This window comes from Burkholderia sp. AU4i (assembly GCF_000466765.1).
GTDB classification, from domain to species: domain Bacteria; phylum Pseudomonadota; class Gammaproteobacteria; order Burkholderiales; family Burkholderiaceae; genus Burkholderia; species Burkholderia cepacia.
The window spans coordinates 69,900-88,821 of sequence record NZ_ASSI01000038.1; the positions used below are offsets into that span (position 1 = coordinate 69,900).

The 18,922-nt window shown below is 63.3% G+C and carries 17 protein-coding genes and 2 pseudogenes; 15 read left to right on the top strand and 4 right to left on the bottom strand.

Translation table 11 applies throughout. From position 1 onward, the window contains the following. Positions 1-51: 51 nt before the first annotated feature. The 8 genes from L810_RS07560 (at position 52) to L810_RS07590 (ending at position 7,300) form a co-directional block, all read left to right on the top strand. Positions 52-1,356 (top strand): NAD(P)/FAD-dependent oxidoreductase, encoded by a 1,305-nt coding sequence (locus tag L810_RS07560; protein WP_042973675.1) that lies wholly within the window; start codon positions 52-54, stop codon positions 1,354-1,356. Further along, the gene (locus L810_RS07565) at positions 1,353-2,207 is read left to right on the top strand and encodes a DUF1365 domain-containing protein (protein ID WP_021157773.1); all 855 of its coding nucleotides are present in this window, start codon (positions 1,353-1,355) and stop codon (positions 2,205-2,207) included. The genes L810_RS07560 and L810_RS07565 overlap by 4 nt, the downstream gene beginning before the upstream one ends. Further along, entirely contained in the window at positions 2,204-3,421 is a 1,218-nt protein-coding gene (locus L810_RS07570) for an SAM-dependent methyltransferase (protein WP_021157774.1), read from the top strand. The genes L810_RS07565 and L810_RS07570 overlap by 4 nt, the downstream gene beginning before the upstream one ends. 1 nt (position 3,422) lies before the next feature. Then, a complete protein-coding gene (locus tag L810_RS07575) occupies positions 3,423-3,956 on the top strand; it encodes a chalcone isomerase family protein (protein WP_021157775.1) in 534 nt (177 codons plus the stop codon). A 114-nt stretch (positions 3,957-4,070) separates the two neighbouring features. Next, complete coding sequence (locus L810_RS44820) at positions 4,071-4,229, top strand: DUF2256 domain-containing protein (protein WP_373453092.1); 159 nt, start codon at positions 4,071-4,073, stop codon at positions 4,227-4,229. 518 nt (positions 4,230-4,747) lie between these two features. After that, complete coding sequence (locus L810_RS07580) at positions 4,748-5,614, top strand: hypothetical protein (protein WP_257008807.1); 867 nt, start codon at positions 4,748-4,750, stop codon at positions 5,612-5,614. A gap of 133 nt (positions 5,615-5,747) precedes the next feature. Continuing rightward, positions 5,748-6,479 carry a GTP cyclohydrolase I gene (gene folE / locus L810_RS07585; RefSeq protein ID WP_021157777.1) on the top strand — a complete coding sequence of 244 codons (732 nt, stop codon included), beginning with the start codon at positions 5,748-5,750 and terminating at the stop codon, positions 6,477-6,479. A gap of 116 nt (positions 6,480-6,595) precedes the next feature. After that, positions 6,596-7,300: a sigma-70 family RNA polymerase sigma factor gene (locus tag L810_RS07590; protein WP_042973697.1), complete on the top strand. Its 705-nt coding sequence runs from the start codon at positions 6,596-6,598 to the stop codon at positions 7,298-7,300. A gap of 125 nt (positions 7,301-7,425) precedes the next feature. Here the strand turns inward: L810_RS07590 and L810_RS07595 are convergent, their stop codons facing one another. Then, on the bottom strand, positions 7,426-8,955 hold the full coding sequence (locus L810_RS07595) for a cryptochrome/photolyase family protein (protein WP_021157779.1): 1,530 nt from the start codon (positions 8,953-8,955) through the stop codon (positions 7,426-7,428). A gap of 273 nt (positions 8,956-9,228) precedes the next feature. Here L810_RS07595 and L810_RS07600 point away from each other — a divergent pair, with 273 nt between their 5' ends. Further along, positions 9,229-10,200 carry a MerR family transcriptional regulator gene (locus L810_RS07600; RefSeq protein WP_021157780.1) on the top strand — a complete coding sequence of 324 codons (972 nt, stop codon included), beginning with the start codon at positions 9,229-9,231 and terminating at the stop codon, positions 10,198-10,200. Between the two features lie 85 nt (positions 10,201-10,285). On the opposite strand, the gene L810_RS07605 is transcribed toward L810_RS07600, so the two are convergent. Continuing rightward, entirely contained in the window at positions 10,286-11,245 is a 960-nt protein-coding gene (locus L810_RS07605; protein ID WP_042973677.1) for an alpha/beta hydrolase, read from the bottom strand. Between the two features lie 412 nt (positions 11,246-11,657). Between L810_RS07605 and L810_RS07610 the strand changes: the two genes are divergently transcribed. Further along, the gene (locus L810_RS07610) at positions 11,658-12,218 is read left to right on the top strand and encodes a DUF2878 domain-containing protein (protein WP_063625718.1); all 561 of its coding nucleotides are present in this window, start codon (positions 11,658-11,660) and stop codon (positions 12,216-12,218) included. A gap of 74 nt (positions 12,219-12,292) precedes the next feature. Continuing rightward, positions 12,293-13,813: a cryptochrome/photolyase family protein gene (locus L810_RS07615; RefSeq protein ID WP_042973679.1), complete on the top strand. Its 1,521-nt coding sequence runs from the start codon at positions 12,293-12,295 to the stop codon at positions 13,811-13,813. 163 nt (positions 13,814-13,976) lie between these two features. Here L810_RS07615 and L810_RS07620 read toward each other — a convergent pair whose 3' ends face one another. After that, a complete protein-coding gene (locus L810_RS07620) occupies positions 13,977-14,468 on the bottom strand; it encodes a fasciclin domain-containing protein (RefSeq protein WP_009687764.1) in 492 nt (163 codons plus the stop codon). Between the two features lie 358 nt (positions 14,469-14,826). On the opposite strand from L810_RS07620, the gene L810_RS07625 reads away from it, so the two are divergent. Together L810_RS07625 and L810_RS46930 are read left to right on the top strand one after the other, a co-directional pair. Further along, a complete protein-coding gene (locus tag L810_RS07625; protein WP_042973681.1) occupies positions 14,827-15,516 on the top strand; it encodes a hypothetical protein in 690 nt (229 codons plus the stop codon). Then, on the top strand, positions 15,504-16,205 hold the full coding sequence (locus L810_RS46930) for a hypothetical protein (RefSeq protein ID WP_155836133.1): 702 nt from the start codon (positions 15,504-15,506) through the stop codon (positions 16,203-16,205). The genes L810_RS07625 and L810_RS46930 overlap by 13 nt, the downstream gene beginning before the upstream one ends. Positions 16,206-16,390: 185 nt before the next feature. Here L810_RS46930 and L810_RS07630 read toward each other — a convergent pair. Beyond that, positions 16,391-17,627: pseudogene (locus L810_RS07630) on the bottom strand (PAS domain S-box protein); the annotation flags it as partial. Between the two features lie 519 nt (positions 17,628-18,146). Here L810_RS07630 and L810_RS46935 point away from each other — a divergent pair. Beyond that, entirely contained in the window at positions 18,147-18,422 is a 276-nt protein-coding gene (locus tag L810_RS46935; RefSeq protein ID WP_155836135.1) for a hypothetical protein, read from the top strand. 258 nt (positions 18,423-18,680) lie between these two features. Beyond that, positions 18,681-18,902: pseudogene (locus tag L810_RS07635) on the top strand (hypothetical protein); the annotation flags it as partial. Positions 18,903-18,922: the final 20 nt, after the last annotated feature.

Genomic DNA, 18,922 nt, shown 5'->3' on the forward strand with positions numbered 1-18,922 from the left:
TGCACATGTGATTCCCGAACCTGCACTTGTGACTGACGGAGACCATTCGCGATGCACCCGGAACTTTCAATGTCGCTGCCCGGCCGGCGGATTGCCGTCGTCGGCGCCGGCATCGCGGGCCTGGCCAGCGCGTACTTGCTGGCCCGCCGTCACCGTGTGACGCTGTTCGAGGCCGCCGACTACCTCGGCGGTCACACGCACACGGTCGACGTCGAACTCGACGGCGCACGCCACCCCGTCGACACGGGATTCCTCGTGTTCAACGACCGGACCTATCCGAACCTGATCGCGCTGTTCGACGAACTGGGCGTGGCCGCCCATTCGACCGACATGTCGTTTTCGGTTTCGGTCGACGGCGGCCGGCTCGAATGGGCCGGCAGCAACCTGAACACGGTGTTCGCGCAACGCCGCAACCTGTTCTCGCCGACCTTTCTCGGGATGTTGCGCGACATCCTGCGCTTCAACGCGTCCGCGCAAGATCACCTCGAATCGGCGAGCCGGCAGCGTCTTTCGGTCGGGGAACTGCTCACGGCCGGCGGTTACGGCGCATCATTCCAGCATCACTACCTGCTGCCGATGGCGGCCGCGATCTGGTCGAGCGCGGCCAACGACATCCTGCGGTTTCCGGCGGCGACGTTCCTGCGCTTCTGCCTGAATCACGCGTTACTGCAGGTCAACAACCGGCCGGCCTGGCGCACCGTCGCGGGCGGCGCGCGGCAGTACGTCGAGCGCATCGCCGCGACGCTCGACGACGTGCGCGTGAATACGCCGGTCCGCGCGATACGGCGCGACGACGCGGGCGTGACGGTGGCGACCGATACAGCCGGTCACGAGCGGTTCGACGCGGTCGTGCTCGCGTGCCATGCGCCGACCAGCCTGCGGCTGCTCGCGGATGCCAGCAAGGCCGAGCGCGACGTGCTCGGCGCCGTGCGCTACCAGCACAACGTCGCGGTGCTTCATACCGATACCGCGTTGCTGCCGCGCCGGCGGCGCGTGTGGTCGGCGTGGAACTACCTGGGCGGCCGGCCGAGGCGCACGGGCGGCGAATCGCCGGTGTGCGTGAGCTACCTGCTCAACCAGTTGCAGCCGCTGCCGTTCCGCTCGCCGGTCGTCGTCACGTTGAATCCGGTCGACGAGCCCGCGCCCGACACCCAGCTCGGCCGCTACGATTACGAGCATCCGCTGCTCGATCTCACGGCCGTGGATGCGCAGCATCGCCTGCCGATGCTGCAAGGGCGGCGCAATACCTGGTTTGCGGGAGCGTGGACGGGCTACGGCTTTCACGAGGACGGGCTGAAGTCCGCGTTGCGCGTCGCCTGCGACTTCGGTGTCGCTCCGGCCTGGGCCAAGCCATGAGCGCACCCTTTGCCCGCGACGGCACGGCCGCCCGGCTTCTCGTCGGCAACGTGATGCATGAACGGCTGCGGCCCGTGCGCCATGCGTTCACGTATCCGGTCTTCCAAGTCTGCTGCGACGTCGAACGGCTGGGAGAAATCGATGGCAGCTGGTTCGGTATCGATCGCTGGCGCCCGCTCGGACTCGCGTTGCGTGACTACGGCCCGCGCGACGGCCGCGCGCTCGGCCCGTGGATGCGCGATGTCCTCGCACACGCCGGCATTCCAGCCGACGGCCCGATCTGGCTGCAGACGATTCCGCGCATCTTCGGCTACGCGTTCAACCCGGTGAGCTTCTGGTACTGCTACGACCGCGCGGGCCGGCTTCGCGCGCTGTACGCCGATGTGCGCAACACGTTCGGTGCGCACCACGGCTACCTGATGAGTGCGATGCGCCACGCGCCGATCGGAGCTGACACCGTGCTCGTCTGCCGCAAGACGTTTCATGTCTCGCCGTTTTGCGACGTCGTCGGAGATTACGCGTTTCGCGTGCGTCAGCGCGGCGATCATCTGAACATGGCGATCGACTATCGCGACGACGACGGTCTGCTGCTGCGCACGGCAATCGGTATGCGGTCCGCGCCGCTGACGGCGGCACGCGCGTGGCGCGCGCTGGCCCGGCAGCCGCTTAACGCGATCAACGTCGTCATTCGCATTCATTGGCAAGCGCTGCGGCTGTGGCTCGCGCGCGTGCCGTTCTATGGCAAGACGCCCCCCGGCCGTTCTGCCGCTGCCGATTCGCCATTGTCCCGTTCGCCGGGCGCGTCGCCACGCGGCCGCTCGGCGATGTCCGATCACGAGGCTCGTCCATGACCTTGCTGCGCCTGCTGTCTCCCGCATCGCAACCGGTGATGCCGCTCTCGGCCCGGTTGTTCATCGCGCTTCTACGACAAATCCGCGACGGCCACCTGACGCTTGTAACGCCCGAAGGCGCGCAACAGGTGTTCGGCGATCCGCACTGCCAGCCGGCCGCGACGCTGCAGGTCCGCGACTGGCGGGCGTGCCGTGCGATCCTGCGCGCGGGCGACATCGGATTCGCGGAAGCGTATCGCGCCGGCTGGATCGACACGCCCGAACTCGTCGCGCTGCTGCGCCTCGCGATCCGCAATCAGCCGGTGATCGCGAAGACGGTGACCGGCGGCCGCCTGGCACGCGTCTGGTACGCGCTGCGTCACCGGCTGAGGATGAATACGCGGGCCGGCAGCCGCCGCAACATCCACGCGCACTACGATCTCGGCAACGACTTTTACGGGTTGTGGCTCGACGACACGTGGACGTATTCGAGCGCATGCTTCGACGGCGACACGCAGCGTTCGCTCGCCGACGCGCAAACGGCGAAGTATCAGCGCATCGTCGATTCGCTCGGCCTGCGCGCGGGCAAGCGCGTGCTCGAGATCGGGTGCGGCTGGGGCGGCTTCGCCGTGCATGCCGCACGGCAAGGCATACGCGTGCATGGCGTCACCATCTCGCAGGCGCAATACACACTGGCCCGCGAGCGCATTGCGCGCGCCGGGCTGTCCGATCGGGTCACGCTCGAATTGCGCGACTATCGCGACGTCGACGGCCAATACGATGCGATCGTGTCGATCGAGATGTTCGAGGCCGTGGGCGAAACGTTCTGGCCGGTGTATTTCGACACGCTCAGGCAGCGCCTGAAGCCCGGTGCTCGCGCGCTGATTCAATCGATCACGATCGTCGAGTCGCAATTCGAGGCCTACCGCGCGTCGAGCGACTTCATCCGCGAGTTCATCTTTCCCGGCGGGATGCTGCCGAGCCCGGAGCGCTTCGTCGATGCCGCGCGGCGGGCTGGCCTGGCTGCTGAGCCGGTGCTTGCGTTCGGCGACGACTACGCACGCACGCTGCGCACCTGGCGGGCCACGTTCGAGGCACGTATCGACTCGGTGCGCGCGCAACGGTTCGACGAGACGTTCATTCGCACCTGGCGCCTCTATCTCGCCTATTGCGAAGCGGGATTTGCCGAGCGGCGAACCGACGTGATGCATTTCATTGTGTCGTCGGGCGGCTGACATGCGGCGCCGGCTTGCGATGCTCGCCGCAGTCGCGGCCGCGGCGCTGGCTGCCCCCTTGTTCGCCGGCGCGAGCTGTGTCGACGACATCGCATCGGCGCGACTGATCGGATCCGGCCGGTTCTGCATACTGGGCATCTGCCTGTACGACGCCCAGCTGTGGGCGCCCCGGCCCCCCGGCGCGTTCGACACGCCGTTTGCGTTGTCGCTGGCCTACCGTCACGACGTGAAAGGCGAGCGGCTCGTCTCGACGGGCATGGACGAAATCGAGAGACTCGCACCCGCGCCGTTGCCGCCGACGACGCTCGATGCTTGGCGCCGCGATATCGAACGGGCTTTCACCGACGTATCGCGCGGCGACGTGCTGTGCGGCGTGTATGTGCCCGAGCGCGGTGCACGCTTCTACACCAACGGCCGCCTCACGGCCGACGTGACCGACCCGGCGTTCGCGCGCGCATTCTTCTCGATCTGGCTCGACCCACGCACGCGGGCAAAGTCGTTGCGCCGTCAGTTGCTGGGCGACGATGCGCGCTGATTCGACGGTGAGCGGCGATGGTCCGATGTATCGACGTATCGACGCCGGCAGCGCTGCTCGACCGGACAGTTCGCCAGGATCCTTCTCGACGCGTGATTCGCCATGGTCAACAAGATGCACTTGCCTGAGAAGACATGCGAGACCTGCGGCTTGCCTTTCAGCTGGAGAAAGAAATGGAAAGCCGCGTGGGACGAAGTCCGATATTGCTCCGAGCGTTGCCGTTGGAATCGGCGGCCGCGTTCCAGCATGAAAACAAACGCTGCACGTCGGTGACTTCGCGTTGATGAGCCGGTCGCGAGCAGCGCGCGGGCCTGGATAGCGCTTCGCCTGAGCCGAGACGGAATGCTCGCCCCTGTTTCGGGCAACCGGGATCGATCGGCACCGGTGCGCGCAGGCGCGCTCGCGAGAGTGCCCCCCTTCCTCGCGGCCGTCTGGATTGCTGCATGCCCGGTTGCCTTCAGACTATTCACTCCGGCCTGTCCCCGTTGCCCGACGCTTGCGTGAACGCCCGGTCATGTTCGTTGGCGCGAGCGGCCGCAGGCCGGATCCCGTAGTATCGACTCACAAATGTGAGACACGATCGATTCTTGCATCGAAATCGCTTGCCTTCCTGCGTACTTCCTGGTCCATCTTGACCAATCTTGGTCAGCATCCCATTGACCCCGAAAGTCGTTTCGTATGCACTACAGACACGCAATACGCTTATAAAAATGAGCGTTCACGTGGTGAAAACGCAATTTCCCGATGCTGACGTAGGACCTAACGCACAAACTTTCGGTACAAATTATTTAATGAATCACTTTTCCGCTTCACTTTCCGGAAAATTTGCATACAATCCAGCTGTGACGCATGAATCGACCGAGGGAGGCCCCGTGCCAACACGCAATCACGACATCAAGCCGCGCCGGCTTCCGGCGTGTCCGGCTGCAATGGTGGTGCGCGTGTCCGTCGCCCCGGCACGCAGACCGTCACACTACGCCGGTGCGGCGCCCGACCGGCCGATTGCAGCGCGCTTGCGAGTCGCTGCGCTGCAGCGCGGCCAACGCTGCCGGCACCGCTCGCCACAGGTGACCGACCGGTGCGCAAGCGCCAGCCCGAATGGCGCACTGCCCGAACGGCAATCGAACCCCGTCGCGGCTCGTGCATGTCCGACGCTGCTCGTCACCGGCGGCCTGACCGCCTCCGACGAAACGATCGAGCAAGCCGGCCTGCACGTCAGCGAGCGCGTCGAATCGGTGTCGCGGGCGCTACGACAGCCGGGCCAGGCCGTCGACGCGCTGATCGCGGAGGTTTCGTCGTTGCAGATGACTCTGGCAATTCAATTCGTGTCTCTGGCCCAGGCGCGCCGTGTCCGCGCGGCCGCGATCATCTATGAGTACGGCAGCGTGCAGGCCCTCGCGTTGATCCGCCTTGCAGGGTTCCACCTGTTTCACTCGGTCGGCGGCCGCATCGACCACACATTCGTCCTGAACACGTTGCAACAATCCGCCGCCGTCATGCTCGCAGCCACGCCGACAGCGAACGACCCCGTGGTGCGGTTCCGCCGGGACGTTGGCGGCTGGGCCCCGGCAACGCCAGTGGGTCAGTCGTGCGGGATCCGGGCCGGATGTCCGGTGACGTTGCCGGACCGCCATGCACGCCCGCGCACGCGCCGGTGAGCGTCATCCGGTCGGCGCGTCGCCGAAATAGCGGCGGCGTTCGCCCGATTTTTACGCAACGAATACAGGCAAACCATCGCATCGCCTCAGTCGCGATCCATCGCATCCCCCTAACCTCGAGAAACGAACCGAAATGGGCAATCTGATCGACGCTCCTGAGCACACCTTGACTGCGATCGACGAGGGCATTCCTCTGTCGCACATCATCCGTCGTCGGCTCGAGAACGCGGGCGTGCGCTTCCATGCAAACGACAACATCGCCGCGCACCTGCGCGACGGCGAACTGGAGGCGTTGCAGAACGAAGTTGCGCAAGGAATGGAAGCGGTGCTTCGCTCGCTCGTGATCGACGTCGACAACGACCACAACACCCGGGAAACCTCGCGGCGCGTCGCGAAGATGTTCATCCGCGAGGTGTTCGCGGGCCGCTACGACGCGGCGCCGTCGGTCACCGAATTTCCGAACGTCGAGCGGCTGGACGAGCTGCTGATCGTCGGGCCGCTGCGCGTGCGCAGCGCCTGCTCGCATCATCTCTGCCCGATCATGGGCCGCATCTGGATCGGCGTGCTGCCGAGCGCCGCGTCGAATCTGATCGGCCTGTCGAAGTACGGAAGGCTCGTGAACTGGGTCATGACGCGCCCGCAGATCCAGGAAGAAGCGGTCAAGCAGATCGCCGATCTCCTCGAATCGCGCATCTCGCCCGACGGGCTTGCCGTCGTACTCGAGGCCGAGCACTTCTGCATGCATTGGCGCGGCACCAAGGACGACCAGGCAAGAATGACCAACAGCGTGATGCGCGGGAAATTTCTCGCGGACGCATCGCTTCGCCGAGAGTTTCTCGCCTTGTTGTCCGGAAAGAATGCGTAATGCGCGCGACAGGCATTCGCGACGAATGCGACGGCACCGTGCCCGGCCATGAGCCGCGCCTGCTCGTCACCGCGGGCGCGCAACAGCAGGAAGCGCAAAGCCATACGGAGTTCCCGATGAACTGCTCGCACGATTCGCTCCGCCCGTCGTCCGGCCAGGGTCGATCGACGAAGCCGCATTCAGGCAGGCAGCAACGCCGGGACGCGTCCCGCGCGAGGTCGCGCCCGGGCGGCAGAACCGAATTCACCGCCGATGCGGTCGTTCAGCCCGACGAAGCACCTGACGCGCATGCGGAACTCGACCAATTGCTGTCTCGCGTCGCCGCCGGCGACGAGCACGCGTTCGCGCAGCTGTATCGATTGACGGCGGCGCGGCTGTACGGCGTGATCGTCCGGATGATCCGCGACGGCCACGAAGCGGAAGACCTGCTTCAGGACGTGTTCACGACGGCGTGGCGTCGCGCCGATTCATTCGACGCCGGACGCGGCACGGCAATGACATGGCTGATGACGCTCGCACGCAATCGGACCATCGACCGGATCAGGCAACACCGCGAGCTTCCGCTCGACGACGAACTGGCGCTGTCGATCCCCGACGAAAACCCGGCACCCGACCTCGGCGCTCAGGCGAGCCAGGAGCGCCTGCGTCTGGAGCGCGGGCTCGCGCATCTGGGCGAACGGCAGGCGTATGTGCTGCGGGAAGCGTTTCATGGCGGCGCGTCGTATGCGGAGCTGGCCGAACGCATGCAGGTGCCGCTCGGCACGATGAAGAGCTGGATTCGCCGCAGCCTGATGCGACTCAGGATGTATCTCGAGCAATGAGCACGCGAATCGCTTCGCGGTTCGAGCAGAGATCATTGGCGATCCGAAGCGAAGGGTGCATCCACACCGCACATGCATGCTTCGCACGCTCCGTTTTCGACGGCGGCGGCAGATGACGGAACGGCCTACAGCGATTCGATATTCCGCACCACGCTGTCCGCCTGCATGCGAATCGCTTCGAGCGCCTCGTCATCAAAGCGCGCGAGCTGCCGATAGACCATTCCAATCCGATTGTTGTGCTGCAGCGCGCCGCGGTGCCGGTCGAAAAAGTCCCAGTACAGCGCGTTGAACGGGCATGCGCGCGCGCCGGTTCGAGCATTGCGGTCGTACGCGCAGCCCTTGCAGTAATTGCTCATCCGATGGATGTACGCGGCGCTGGAAACGTAGGGCTTGGTCGCCATTGCCCCGCCGTCGGCGTATTGACTCATGCCGAGCGTGTTCGGCATCTCGACCCATTCGAACGCATCGATATAGACACCGAGGTACCACTCATGCACGTCGTGCGGATCCAGCCCGGCCAGCAGCGCAAAGTTGCCGATCACCATCAGCCGCAGGATGTGATGCGCATGCGCGTCTTCGAGCGACTGCCGCAGCGCATGCGACATGCAGGCCATTCGCGTGCGGCCATCCCAGAACCAATGCGGCAACGGGCGGCGATGACCGAACGCATTGCTGTTTTCATAGCCCGGCATGCGTGCCCAGTACACGCCTCGCACGAACTCGCGCCAGCCCAGTATCTGCCGGATGAATCCTTCGACCGCGGCAAGCGGCGCCGCGCCGCTGTGATACGCGTGCTCGGCCCGCGCGACGACCTCGCGCGGATTCAACATTTTCACATTGAGCGCGAACGACAGCATCGAGTGGAACAGGCGCCGCGCGCTCCCGTGCATCGCGTCCTGGAACTGCCCGAAAAACGGCAGTGCGTGCCGGATGAAGGCGTCGAGGCACGCGAGCGCTTCGGCTCGATCGACGGGCCAGCGAAAGTCGCCGGCCGACGGCTCCCCGAAGCTGCGCACGCCCGCCGCAACGATCTGTTGCCACAGCACGCGATGATCGTGATGCGGACGCCAGTCGGCCGGTTCCGCGGGCGAGCCGGACCATGCCTGGCGGTTTTCGGCATCGTAGTTCCACTGCCCGCCCGCCGGCCGCCCTTCCCCGTCGAGCAATACGCGGTGCCGCACGCGCATGCTCTGGTAGAAGCGATCCATGATCCATGATCGGCCCGTTCCGAGCACATGCCCGACCTCGTCTCGCGTCGTATGGAAATGACCGGTATCGACCGCGCGAACCGGCACGCTCGCCGATGCCGCATAGGCGTTCAGCTGCTGGTCGACACGCCATTCGTCCGGCAGCAGATACTCGATGCACGCTGCGCCGTGAAGCTCGGCGACGCTGTCCAGGTTGGCGGGAATGGCCTGACGATTGAGCGGGTCGTCGATCTCGATGTAGTGCACGCGATGGCCCGCATCGCGCAACAGCGTCGCGAAGCGACGCATCGCCGCAAAGATCGCAATCAGCTTCTGGGCATGATGGAGCGTGTAGTCGGTTTCCTGCCGAACTTCCATCAGCACGTAGATCGTTTCGGCCCGGACATCGGAAAACCAATGATGATTCGGGTCCAGCTGATCCCCGAGGACAAGCCTTAAAGTCTTCATGGAACGCTTCGCGATTGACGATCGCCGCCTGGGTTGTCGAGACACCTGCGCGTCGAACGAAACACCTTGCCCCTCCGTACGCGCGGCACCGCGCACGCCTGACCAACCTCGCGACACCGAGCGGTACCGCTTCGAAGCATTCTAGCCGGCTCGCGCTTCGCGAACCACCTTTTCTGACGAAAATCCGCATGTTGAATCACTTTCCTGCTTCGTATTTCACGCAAACTGCGTACAATCCTGAGACAACAGTACGTCGACTTCAGGAGAGCAACGATGCCCCCTCGCAAGGATCGCGATACGCCCCATCGCTATCGCAGCGGCGAGGCCGCGCGCCTGGCGCGCATGCCGGCAGCCACGCTGAGAATCTGGGAAAGGCGCTATGGCGTGGTTGCGCCGCCCAAAACGCCGTCCGGACAACGGATGTATTCGGACGACGACGTCCAGCGAATTCGATTGCTGAAAACGCTCGTCAATCAGGGCCACGCGATCGGCTCGATCGCCAGCCTGAGCCGCGAGGAACTCGAGGCGTTGTCGTTGACGAATACGCGTGACCCGGCGTTTCACGAGGCAAGTGTGAGCCTCGCGGTCGTCGGCGCGCTTTCGATTCCGGAATCCGCGATAGAGCGAATGGGAATCCGGATCGCCGCGCGAATCGACTCGCTCGACGACACGAGCGCGCATGCGGGTACGTCAGTCGATGCCCTCATCGCGACGACCACGTCGCTCCATGAGGATGTCGTTTCGCAGCTCGCTGCCGTGGCGCAACAGCTCAACGCGCACGCCGTGGCCGTCGTATACGGGTTCGGCACGGCAGAGGCGGTCGAGCTGGCGCGTCTGTCGGGGTTCGAGCTGTTCCGGTCGACGGAAGGCCAGACCAACCCGATATCGATCATTTCGAAACTGGCGCAAGCCGTCGTCAAGTCGCGCCAATCGAATGACGCGGATCGCGGGCTCTGGCTGCGCACGCGGCGACGCTTCGACGAGGCGACGCTCGCGTCGCTCAGCGGCCTGTCCACCACCGTCAAATGCGAGTGTCCGCGTCATCTCTCCGAATTGATCATGCAGCTCAGTGCGTTCGAGCGATACAGCGACGAATGCGTGTCGCGATCGCCGGCCGATGCGCTGCTGCACCGCCACCTTGGAGACGCAGCGAACCGGGCAGCCGAATTGCTCGAAACGGCGCTTGCCGTCATTCTTCGCGAAGAGGGATTGGGCGGGTCGACGCCGGAACTGAAGGCGCTGTAGCGCGGCACACGCCGCCGGCTGTTCCGACCTGCCCACGACGGCAGGTGGCGATGCTCTTTCGCGTGCAATGCAGGGCTTGCATCGATCACTGAGCCGAAACCGAAGAACGAGGCGCTGCGGCAGGCGACGTCGGCGGCCTGCCCGTGGTTCCACCATTGGACGCCTTCGCGACGCCATCCACGAACGCGGAGAGATCGTCGAGCACTGACGCCATCCCTCGCAACGGCGCGCCCAGAACACCGACTATCGATGCATGGCTCACGTTCCCGTAACGCATGACCACGACGGTGTCGCCCATCTCTTGCAATGCTCGCGCGAAGCGGGTCGTGTTGCCGGGCTCGACCACGGTGTCGTTCTCCGCGGTGGCCAGCCACATCGGCGGCTCCGTACCCTGAATGAACCGAATTGGCTGGCTCACGGCACGCACTTCCTGCGGGAATATCCTTTCAAGCGTGGTATCGCGCAGCGGCAGGAAATCATAAGCCCCGGCCAGGCCAATCACGCCGGCGATATCGCTCTTCCGCATCGCCTGTGCCGCCAGATAGCGGCCGTCGGTCGCAAGCAATGCGGCAATCTGCGCACCCGCGGAATGCCCCATCAGAAACAGGCGACGTGGATCGCCGCCGAACGCAACCGCGTGCTCGCGTGCCCACGCGACCGCCTGCGCCGCATCGTCGACGAAACCGGGAAAGGTAGTCGCCGGATACGTCCTGTAGTCGGGTAAGACGGCAACAAAACCCCTCGACGCGAGCGCCTCGCCCACGAACAGATAGTCCTTGCGCTCGCCGGACTGCCAGCTTCCGCCGTAAAGGAACACGACCACAGGGGCGCCCGCGCTCGCATCGGCCGGCCAGTGATGCAAGACGCGCGTGGGCAAGTAGACGTCGAGCACCTGGCGTTCGCCGGATCCGTACGGGATACCTGCGAAAAGACTGAACGTGTAGCTCGGCGTCAGCGCATTCAGGAGCCGCACCGGGCTGCACGCGGAGAGGAGACCGGCCGCGAGCAGCACCGACAGGACGACGAGTCCGGCTTTCATGTTCATGGAGATCCCCATACCTGACGATTCCGGCCGCATCCGCCGCCTGGTATGTGGTTTACGGCGCTTGCGCGCAAGCGGATGCATGCATCGCATGGCAGCCGCTCCCCCTTAACGGCATCCAGGTCTTCCGTACGCAAGTGCATCCGTCCGCAACGGAGAGTCGTATGTGGAAGGGAGTTGTGAACAACGCGGAATGCCGACCACCGCTCGCTGCCAAGCAAACGTCCGGTGGCGAGTCCGCTAGTCGACGATAGTGAGAGCCGTCTGCCATGAACGTTCTACCTGCCACTTACCCCGAGATGCAACGTCGACATGGCGGCGCGGCGAGCATGCCGTTACCGATCCCGCGCGAGCGATCATGAGAAGCGCGCCGAATCAACTGACGTCGAGCACGCGAAAGTCCGGTACCGCTCGCGTGTACGTCTATCTCGCGACGACCCAGACAGGATGGCTGGTATGCGTGATGACTGCCGCATCGCATCACGCGGCGTGGGGCGTCACCTACGCGCTGATCGCGACAGCCGGCCATCTTCTCTTCGCGCGTCGGCCAGCATCCGAGGCGCGGATTGTCATCACGGTCACGGTGTCCGGATGGTTATGGGACAGCACCGTTGCACATTCCGGCCTGCTCGTATACCCGAACGGCGTTCTTCTCAAAGGCACAGCGCCGTACTGGCTCGCGGGGCTGTGGGCGCTGTTCGCGATTCAACTCAATACCTTGCTGCACTGGCTTCGGGCGCGACCGCTCATCTCGGCGCTCGTCGGTGCATTCGCAGGCCCCGCATCCTTTCGCGCAGGTGCGGCGCTGGGGGCCGTTCATTTCACCGATCCGGCTGCAGCGCTCGCCGTTCTCGCAACCGGCTGGGCGTTCATCTTGCCGGCCGCGCTTGCGATTGCAAGCCATTGGGATGGCGTAACGCCCCCTTCTCCTCCGCCAATCGGCGCAGGCGACATGAATGACGCCCGCGCCGGATAGAGCCGGAAGCGTCGCAAGCCAGCTTTATCTCCGATCCCGTTCAAATTGCCAACGTACCTTCTCGGGCACCACACATGACAAGCTCCGAACTGCCTTATGAATCCCGCCCCGTTATCGTATGGTTTCGGGATGACCAACGACTCAGCGACAATCCCGCACTCTCTCATGCGGTCAGCACCGGCCATCCTGTTGTTTGCGTCTACGTCTACGACCCTGCCCCGACGCTCGGGCGTCCCATGGGAGGCGCGCAAAAGTGGTGGCTGCACGAGTCGTTGAAAAAACTCGACGGCTCGCTTTCCGCTCTCGGCGGCTCGCTGCTCGTGCTTCGCGGTAACGAACACGAAGCCATCAGGCACCTCGCCGTCGAAACCCGGGCGGCAATGGTTTGCTGGAATCGCCGCTACTCGAAAGCGCAAACGGAAATGGATGCATCGATCAAGAAAGACCTGATCGCGCGCGGCATCGACGTGTCGACATTCAATGGCCACCTTTTGCGGGAACCCTGGACAGTGGCCACGCGCGAAGGCTTGCCGTTCCAGGTATTCAGCGCTTACTGGAAAGCCGCTCGCCGCGACAATTTTTTCCCGCCGTGCCCGCTGTCGGCGCCCGCTCGGGTCACGTTCTTTCCCGTCTCCAAGAACATCAGCGCACACGTCCGTACGCTTCCTGAACTTGCACTGCAGCCCTCGACGCCAGACTGGGCGGAGGGTCTGCGTGCGACCTGGCGATGCGGCGAGGAAGCGGCCGGGCATCAACTCGAGGCCTTCATTGAAAACTCGTTTTCCGACTATGCCGGCGCTCGAGATTTTCCGGCCACTCGAGCGACGAGCCGGCTTTCTCCATATCTTCGCTTCGGAAATATCTCGGCCCGGCAGGTGTGGTACGCGACGTTATCAGCGGTAGACGCAATGCGAAGCAGGCGAGTTGTTCGCATTGACGATGCTAAAAATGAGTCATTGAACAAGTTCTTCAGTGAACTCGGATGGAGAGAATTCTCGTATTACCTTCTCTACCACTGCGAACCCCTTCATCAGTTCAATTTTCGGCGTCAGTTTGACGCCATGCCGTGGCGTACCGACGCCAAGGCGCTTCGCGCGTGGCAAAGGGGGAAAACCGGATACCCGCTGGTCGACGCCGGCATGCGCGAGCTTTGGCACACAGGCTGGATGCACAACCGCGTGCGCATGGTGACAGCATCATTTCTCACCAAGCATTTGCTGATCGACTGGCGCGAGGGCGAAGCATGGTTCTGGGATACGCTGGTTGACGCGGACGAGGCAAGCAATCCCGCCGGATGGCAATGGGTGTCAGGAAGCGGCGCCGACGCAGCCCCGTATTTTCGAATCTTCAATCCTGTTTTGCAGGGGGAAAAGTTCGACTCGAGCGGCGAATACACGCGGCGGTGGGTGCCCGAACTGTCTGCACTCCCCGCCGAAACACTCCACAGCCCATGGACCGCTTCCGCTGAAGCGCTGCGGGAAGCATCCATCGCGCTCGGCGCAAGTTATCCCTTCCCGATCGTGGATCACCAGGTTGCACGCGCGCGAGCCCTCAGTTCGGTAGAGATCCTGAATCCACCGAGCCAAATGAAGTGACCTTCGATCGCTAGCCGGAATCGAATCACGAATTGCCGATCGGAACGTTGGGGCTCGACCGTGCGACGGGGCGCCCCGACGACACACCGGGGGCGACGCGATGTGCAAGCGCGCACGGCCTGCTTCCGCACATCACGCCTTCCTTCCGATACAGGCTGAGGCATCAGGGCATCAGCACGGAGTCGACCACGTGAATCACGCCATTGGACTGCATGACATCGCCGATCGTGACGTGCGCGACATTGCCCTTGTCGTCGGTCACGGCCAGCCCGTTCGCGCCACGGCTGACGATCAGGGAATCGCCTTCGACCGTCTTCAGTGTCGCCTTGCCGCCACCTTGCTCGACCGCCCTGGCAAGGTCGAATGCCGTGAGTCGTCCGGATACGACGTGATACGTCAACACCTTGACGAGCATCGCCTTGTTCTCCGGCTTCAACAATGTCTGCACCGTGCCGGCCGGCAACGCGGCGAATGCGTCGTTGGTCGGTGCAAATACCGTGAAGGGCCCCTTGCTCGACAATGTGTCGACCAGCCCACCCGCCTTGACCGCTGCGACCAGGGTCGTGTGATCGTGAGAATTCACCGCGTTTTCGATGATGTTCCTCGACGGGTACATCGCAGCGCCACCCACCTCGACCGTCTGCTCCATCGACATGGATCCGGCCTCGGTGGCCGGCGCGTAGATGCACGTTGCAAATGCAAGGGCGAGCGCCGCACCACCCAGTTTTGCTTTGCCGCAAGATTTCATTTTCGTTCTCCGAAAGATTGCCGCCGTTGACTGGAAGCAATCGGAGATACGAGACCAACCGTGCAGCGGATGCACGGTTGAACACTTCATCGCGGACAGATCCTCGATCCACGGAATGGCAACGGTGTCGACAACCGTGCCCTTCTTCAATCGCCACTGCATCCGTTCGCGCTCAGCCGCCGTATCTGCAAATGTCATCCAGCCAAGGTGCTTGGCGTCCCACCTCGGGAAATGGCGTCGCGATGGCATTCAGAGGAGACAACTCATGAAGCTTTTCATCGGTATCGTCGTTGCCGCAGCGGCGCCGTTCGCGCTCAGCGCTTGCGGAGGCGGAGACGACATTGCGCCCGTGGCAGCGCAACATCCGGAGAATCTGGCCATCTGGACCGCGCTTGGCGGTGATTCGGCGGCCCCCGGCGTGGTGGCCGGCGTGGTCAATGCGGCTGTCGCAGGCCTTTTGGCGGACCCGGTCGAAGCGCCCTATTTTGCGGCTGTAACAGGTAATGCGAGCCACAGCAGTGCAGCCCATGACACGCCAGCACGGCTTGAAGCCTGTCTCACGCTGCAGTTCGAAGCGCTCCTCGGCGGTCCGTACACCTACCCTGGTCCCGTCAAGGTGGCCGGAGACATCGACGCCCAGCCGGAGATGTGCCAGGACATGACGACTGCCCATAACGACGTCGGCGTTCCGGGCTGCGTGTTCGATCAGTTCATGGTGGATCTCGTCGCGACGCTGCAAAGCAAGCTCTCGGCCGCGGACTTTGCCGCACTGACGTCGACGACAAATGGAACGTACACGCTCACCGAGAAAAACTCGGCCGGCATCCCGGTCGGCACAAAATTCCAGTTCAGTGCGGTACCCACCCTCTTCAACCTGCGTAATACCATCATCAGCGCCACACCCGGCGGCCCGGTGTATCTTCCCCCGACGGTGGCAACATCATGTACGGGCTGACGGCGGTGCGAACGACCCACGTGATCGCGTGCGTCGCTGCGGCACTCTCCGTGAGTGTTGCCGGGATCGGCTGGTTGCACACGACGCAAGGGCGACGGCTCCTCACCGAGCTTGGCGTGAAGTGTCCAGTTGATTCCGTCGATTCCCGAACGGTGCTGTCGATTCGCAACAAAGCGATTTTGCAGGAGAGAGGTGTATCAGCGGCCGCCCACCGTCCTGCGTTTGGCCTGCAGCTCGATCGCAGTACGGAAGCAGAAGTCCTGGAAAGAATGTCGCGATACAAGGCGCAGTGCCTCGAATTGTCCCGAGGCTTGCGCTACCTGCGCTGTCGAGGCGTGCCTGCAGAAACGCTCGGCTCGAATGGACCACCCGTGAGCGAAATATGGTTCAGTTTCGCGCCGGATCACACGTTGATGGCCATCAATGTGTACCGTCGCGACATGTCCGCAGATGAAACACGACGGAGCTGGCAGATCGCCGTCCGGAATCTGCACAATGTGCTCGGAGCGCCAACATCTGTGTCTGGAGATACGTCACTGGAAACGCTTATAGGCAAACCCGTGGCGGTTGCACGGGTGAGCTACGCCTATTCGGATTACGTAGCGACGGTCACCGCATCCCACCTGCCATACGGGGGACTGGCAGTCCGCGAACAGTATATGTCTACCGCGGTCAAGCAAGAAGGGTAAACATTCGGACGAGATGCTCGACCGAGGTCCGGCATCTCGCGAACCGCACCGTTGATGAAGGTCTCCAGGAGTCGGCAAAGGTATCAGTCCGCTTTCCAGCTACGACGACGTCCTAGTTCAGCATCCGCTCGTTAGGAACGTCAATAACGTCGCCTGCGTAAAACGCGGCCCGACGACAAAACGACTCAACTGCTGCGGTTGCTTATTCGGCCGACTAACCCGCGCTCGCGCGCCCAGACGATCGCCTCGCCGCGGCTGTACACGTCGAGCTTCGCGTAGATCGTCGCGACGTGATTGCGCACGGTGTTCGGCGCGAGCCCGAGACGGCCGGCGATTTCCATGTTGGTCAGGCCATGGCACAGCAGGTAGAACACGTCGCGCTCGCGCGCGGTCAGGTCCGACGGCTGGGCGCCCGCATCCGGCGCATTCGCGCGCCGCACGTTCGCCAGCTTCTCGATCAGCGTGCGGCTGAACCAGGACGCATCCTGCATCGCCGTTTCGATCGCGTAGACGAGCTCCATCTCGGTACGCTTGCGGTCGCTGATGTCGAGCAGCGCGACGAGCAGGCAGTCGCGCCCGTGAATCGCGACGGGGTCGGACGACACGACGCAATCGCGCACGTCGCCTTCACGCGTGCGGATCCGCACATCGGCGTTGCGCACGTTGCCGTCGCGCGCCAGCCGGTCTTCGATGCGCTGCCACGCGGCGCGTTCGGCCCACAGCCCGATCTCCTCCGCGAATTTGCCGAGCAGGTCGTCCTGCGGATGGCCCGTCATCGCGGCGAACGCGCCGTTCACGTCGAGCAACGGCCGTGACGATCGCGGTGGGGACCGGTGCCATCTGGAACGCCGTCGCGGAGCGTTCCTCGCTTTGCCGCAGTGCACGCTCGGCCTGCTTGCGCGGCTCGAGATCCATGAACGTGAACAGCATGCACGCTTCGTCGTTCATGTCGATCGGCTGCCCGGCGACCACCATGGCCTTCGTGCTGCCGTCCGCGAGCTTCAGCACGGCCTCCATCTGCGGAATCGTCGCGCCTTCGCGGAGCCGCTCGATCGCGAGTTCGCGCCGCTCGGCCTGTTCGAGCACGTCGACCTCGTATACCGAGCGGCCGAGCACGTCTTCATGCACGTGGCCGGTCATGTCGAGAAAGCCCTGGTTGACCTTCACGTAGCACAGGTCGTCGAGCCGGCAGATCACGGCCGGCGCCGGGTTCGCGTTGAAGATGCGCTCGAAGCGCTCCTCGGCGCTCGCCCATTCGGTTGCGTCTTGCACCACGAGCGCGAGGCAGTTCGGTTCGCCGGCGGCGTTCGTCAGCACGAGGCTGCGGATGCGGTGGACCTAGCTCACGCTTTCGTCGGAGGCCGATTCGATTTCGACCGGCACGTCGCTGAACTCCTCGCCCGCGATCACGCGATCCATCGGATTTCCCAGGGCGGTTCAGGTGCAACTGGCGGCGGTCGGGATACGACTTCAGCGCCTGTTCGTTGTCCAGTTCGTTCATCGGTTCCTTGTCTATTTCGTCCCGTCATCTTGATGGCTTGATCCACCATCTTCGATGTGGCCATGTCAGAAGACGCTCTTTTGTTCGGCAACGAAAGGTAGATACTAACCCATTGTTTTATATGAATCGTTATTTGGGGCCGCAAGGCAAGGCCTTGTCAGGCTTAAAGGCGTCCAACTGTAAAAACGCGCGGGAATCAAAGGCACCCCGGATACCGACCCATGTCTAGCCCTGTGCCAAACTACAGCGCAATGGCTGTTCGTTGGAAATGGTTGCCTCTCGGATGATTAAAATTATTGAATTGCCGAAGAATTCAGAGTTGAGGGATGACGACGTTGAGGAGCCAAGCTCTCGAATGGCCTGAAAGCTCGATCGCAGACACCGGAAAACGCTCGTGCTCGATGCGCGGGCCATACGGGAAAACGGGAAGAGGCAGCAGCATGAGCAAAAAAAAGCTAGCGCGCTGGTTTGTCGAATGGACTGATGGTTGGAACCGTGAAGTTCACGAAGCAATCGAGGCAAAGATTCGGGCGGCATATTCCAGCATGTATTCGGATCCCGAAGGTGGCAAAGTGGATCTCGAACAGATGGACAAGAGAATGAGAGAAATGCGTGACTTCTACTACGCGAGAATGACTAATACTTCGATGCTGCTCGTGGCCATCGTGGCGCTCGCGGTTTCCGTCTTGGCACTGGTCGTCTCTATCCTCCATTAACGACTAGGAAAACACCGGCTGCTCCAGAGTGAGGAAAAGAACGTGTCCTTTATCGGCCGTATCCGCGCGCCGGATGCGATGTGTCAACTTTGCTCTTACACAAAAAAATTCTCTAGATTACATTACGTCAAATTTATGAGTTCGAAAATTGCGCATATGACGGCCCTGGTTTTCCGATTTCTCCCCGCGCCACACTAAGGTTCCCCTAAGTCTGCCCAGCTAGACTGCGTGGCACGCTACTTCTGAGGAATCGCCACCATGTCGCCCGCTACCGACAAGCCTATCTCCCGCTGGCTCAACAAGGTTCCTGAGATCACGCTTGCGTTCTGGATTATCAAAATCATGTCCACCACTGTCGGTGAAACTGCCTCCGACTACCTGGCCGTCAACGCGGGCTGGGGCCAAGGTTTAACGCGCGGCTTGATGATGTCCTTGCTTGCAATAGCGCTTGTCCTGCAGATGCGCACGCGACGCTGCACGAGCTAACGTCAAGAGTGGTG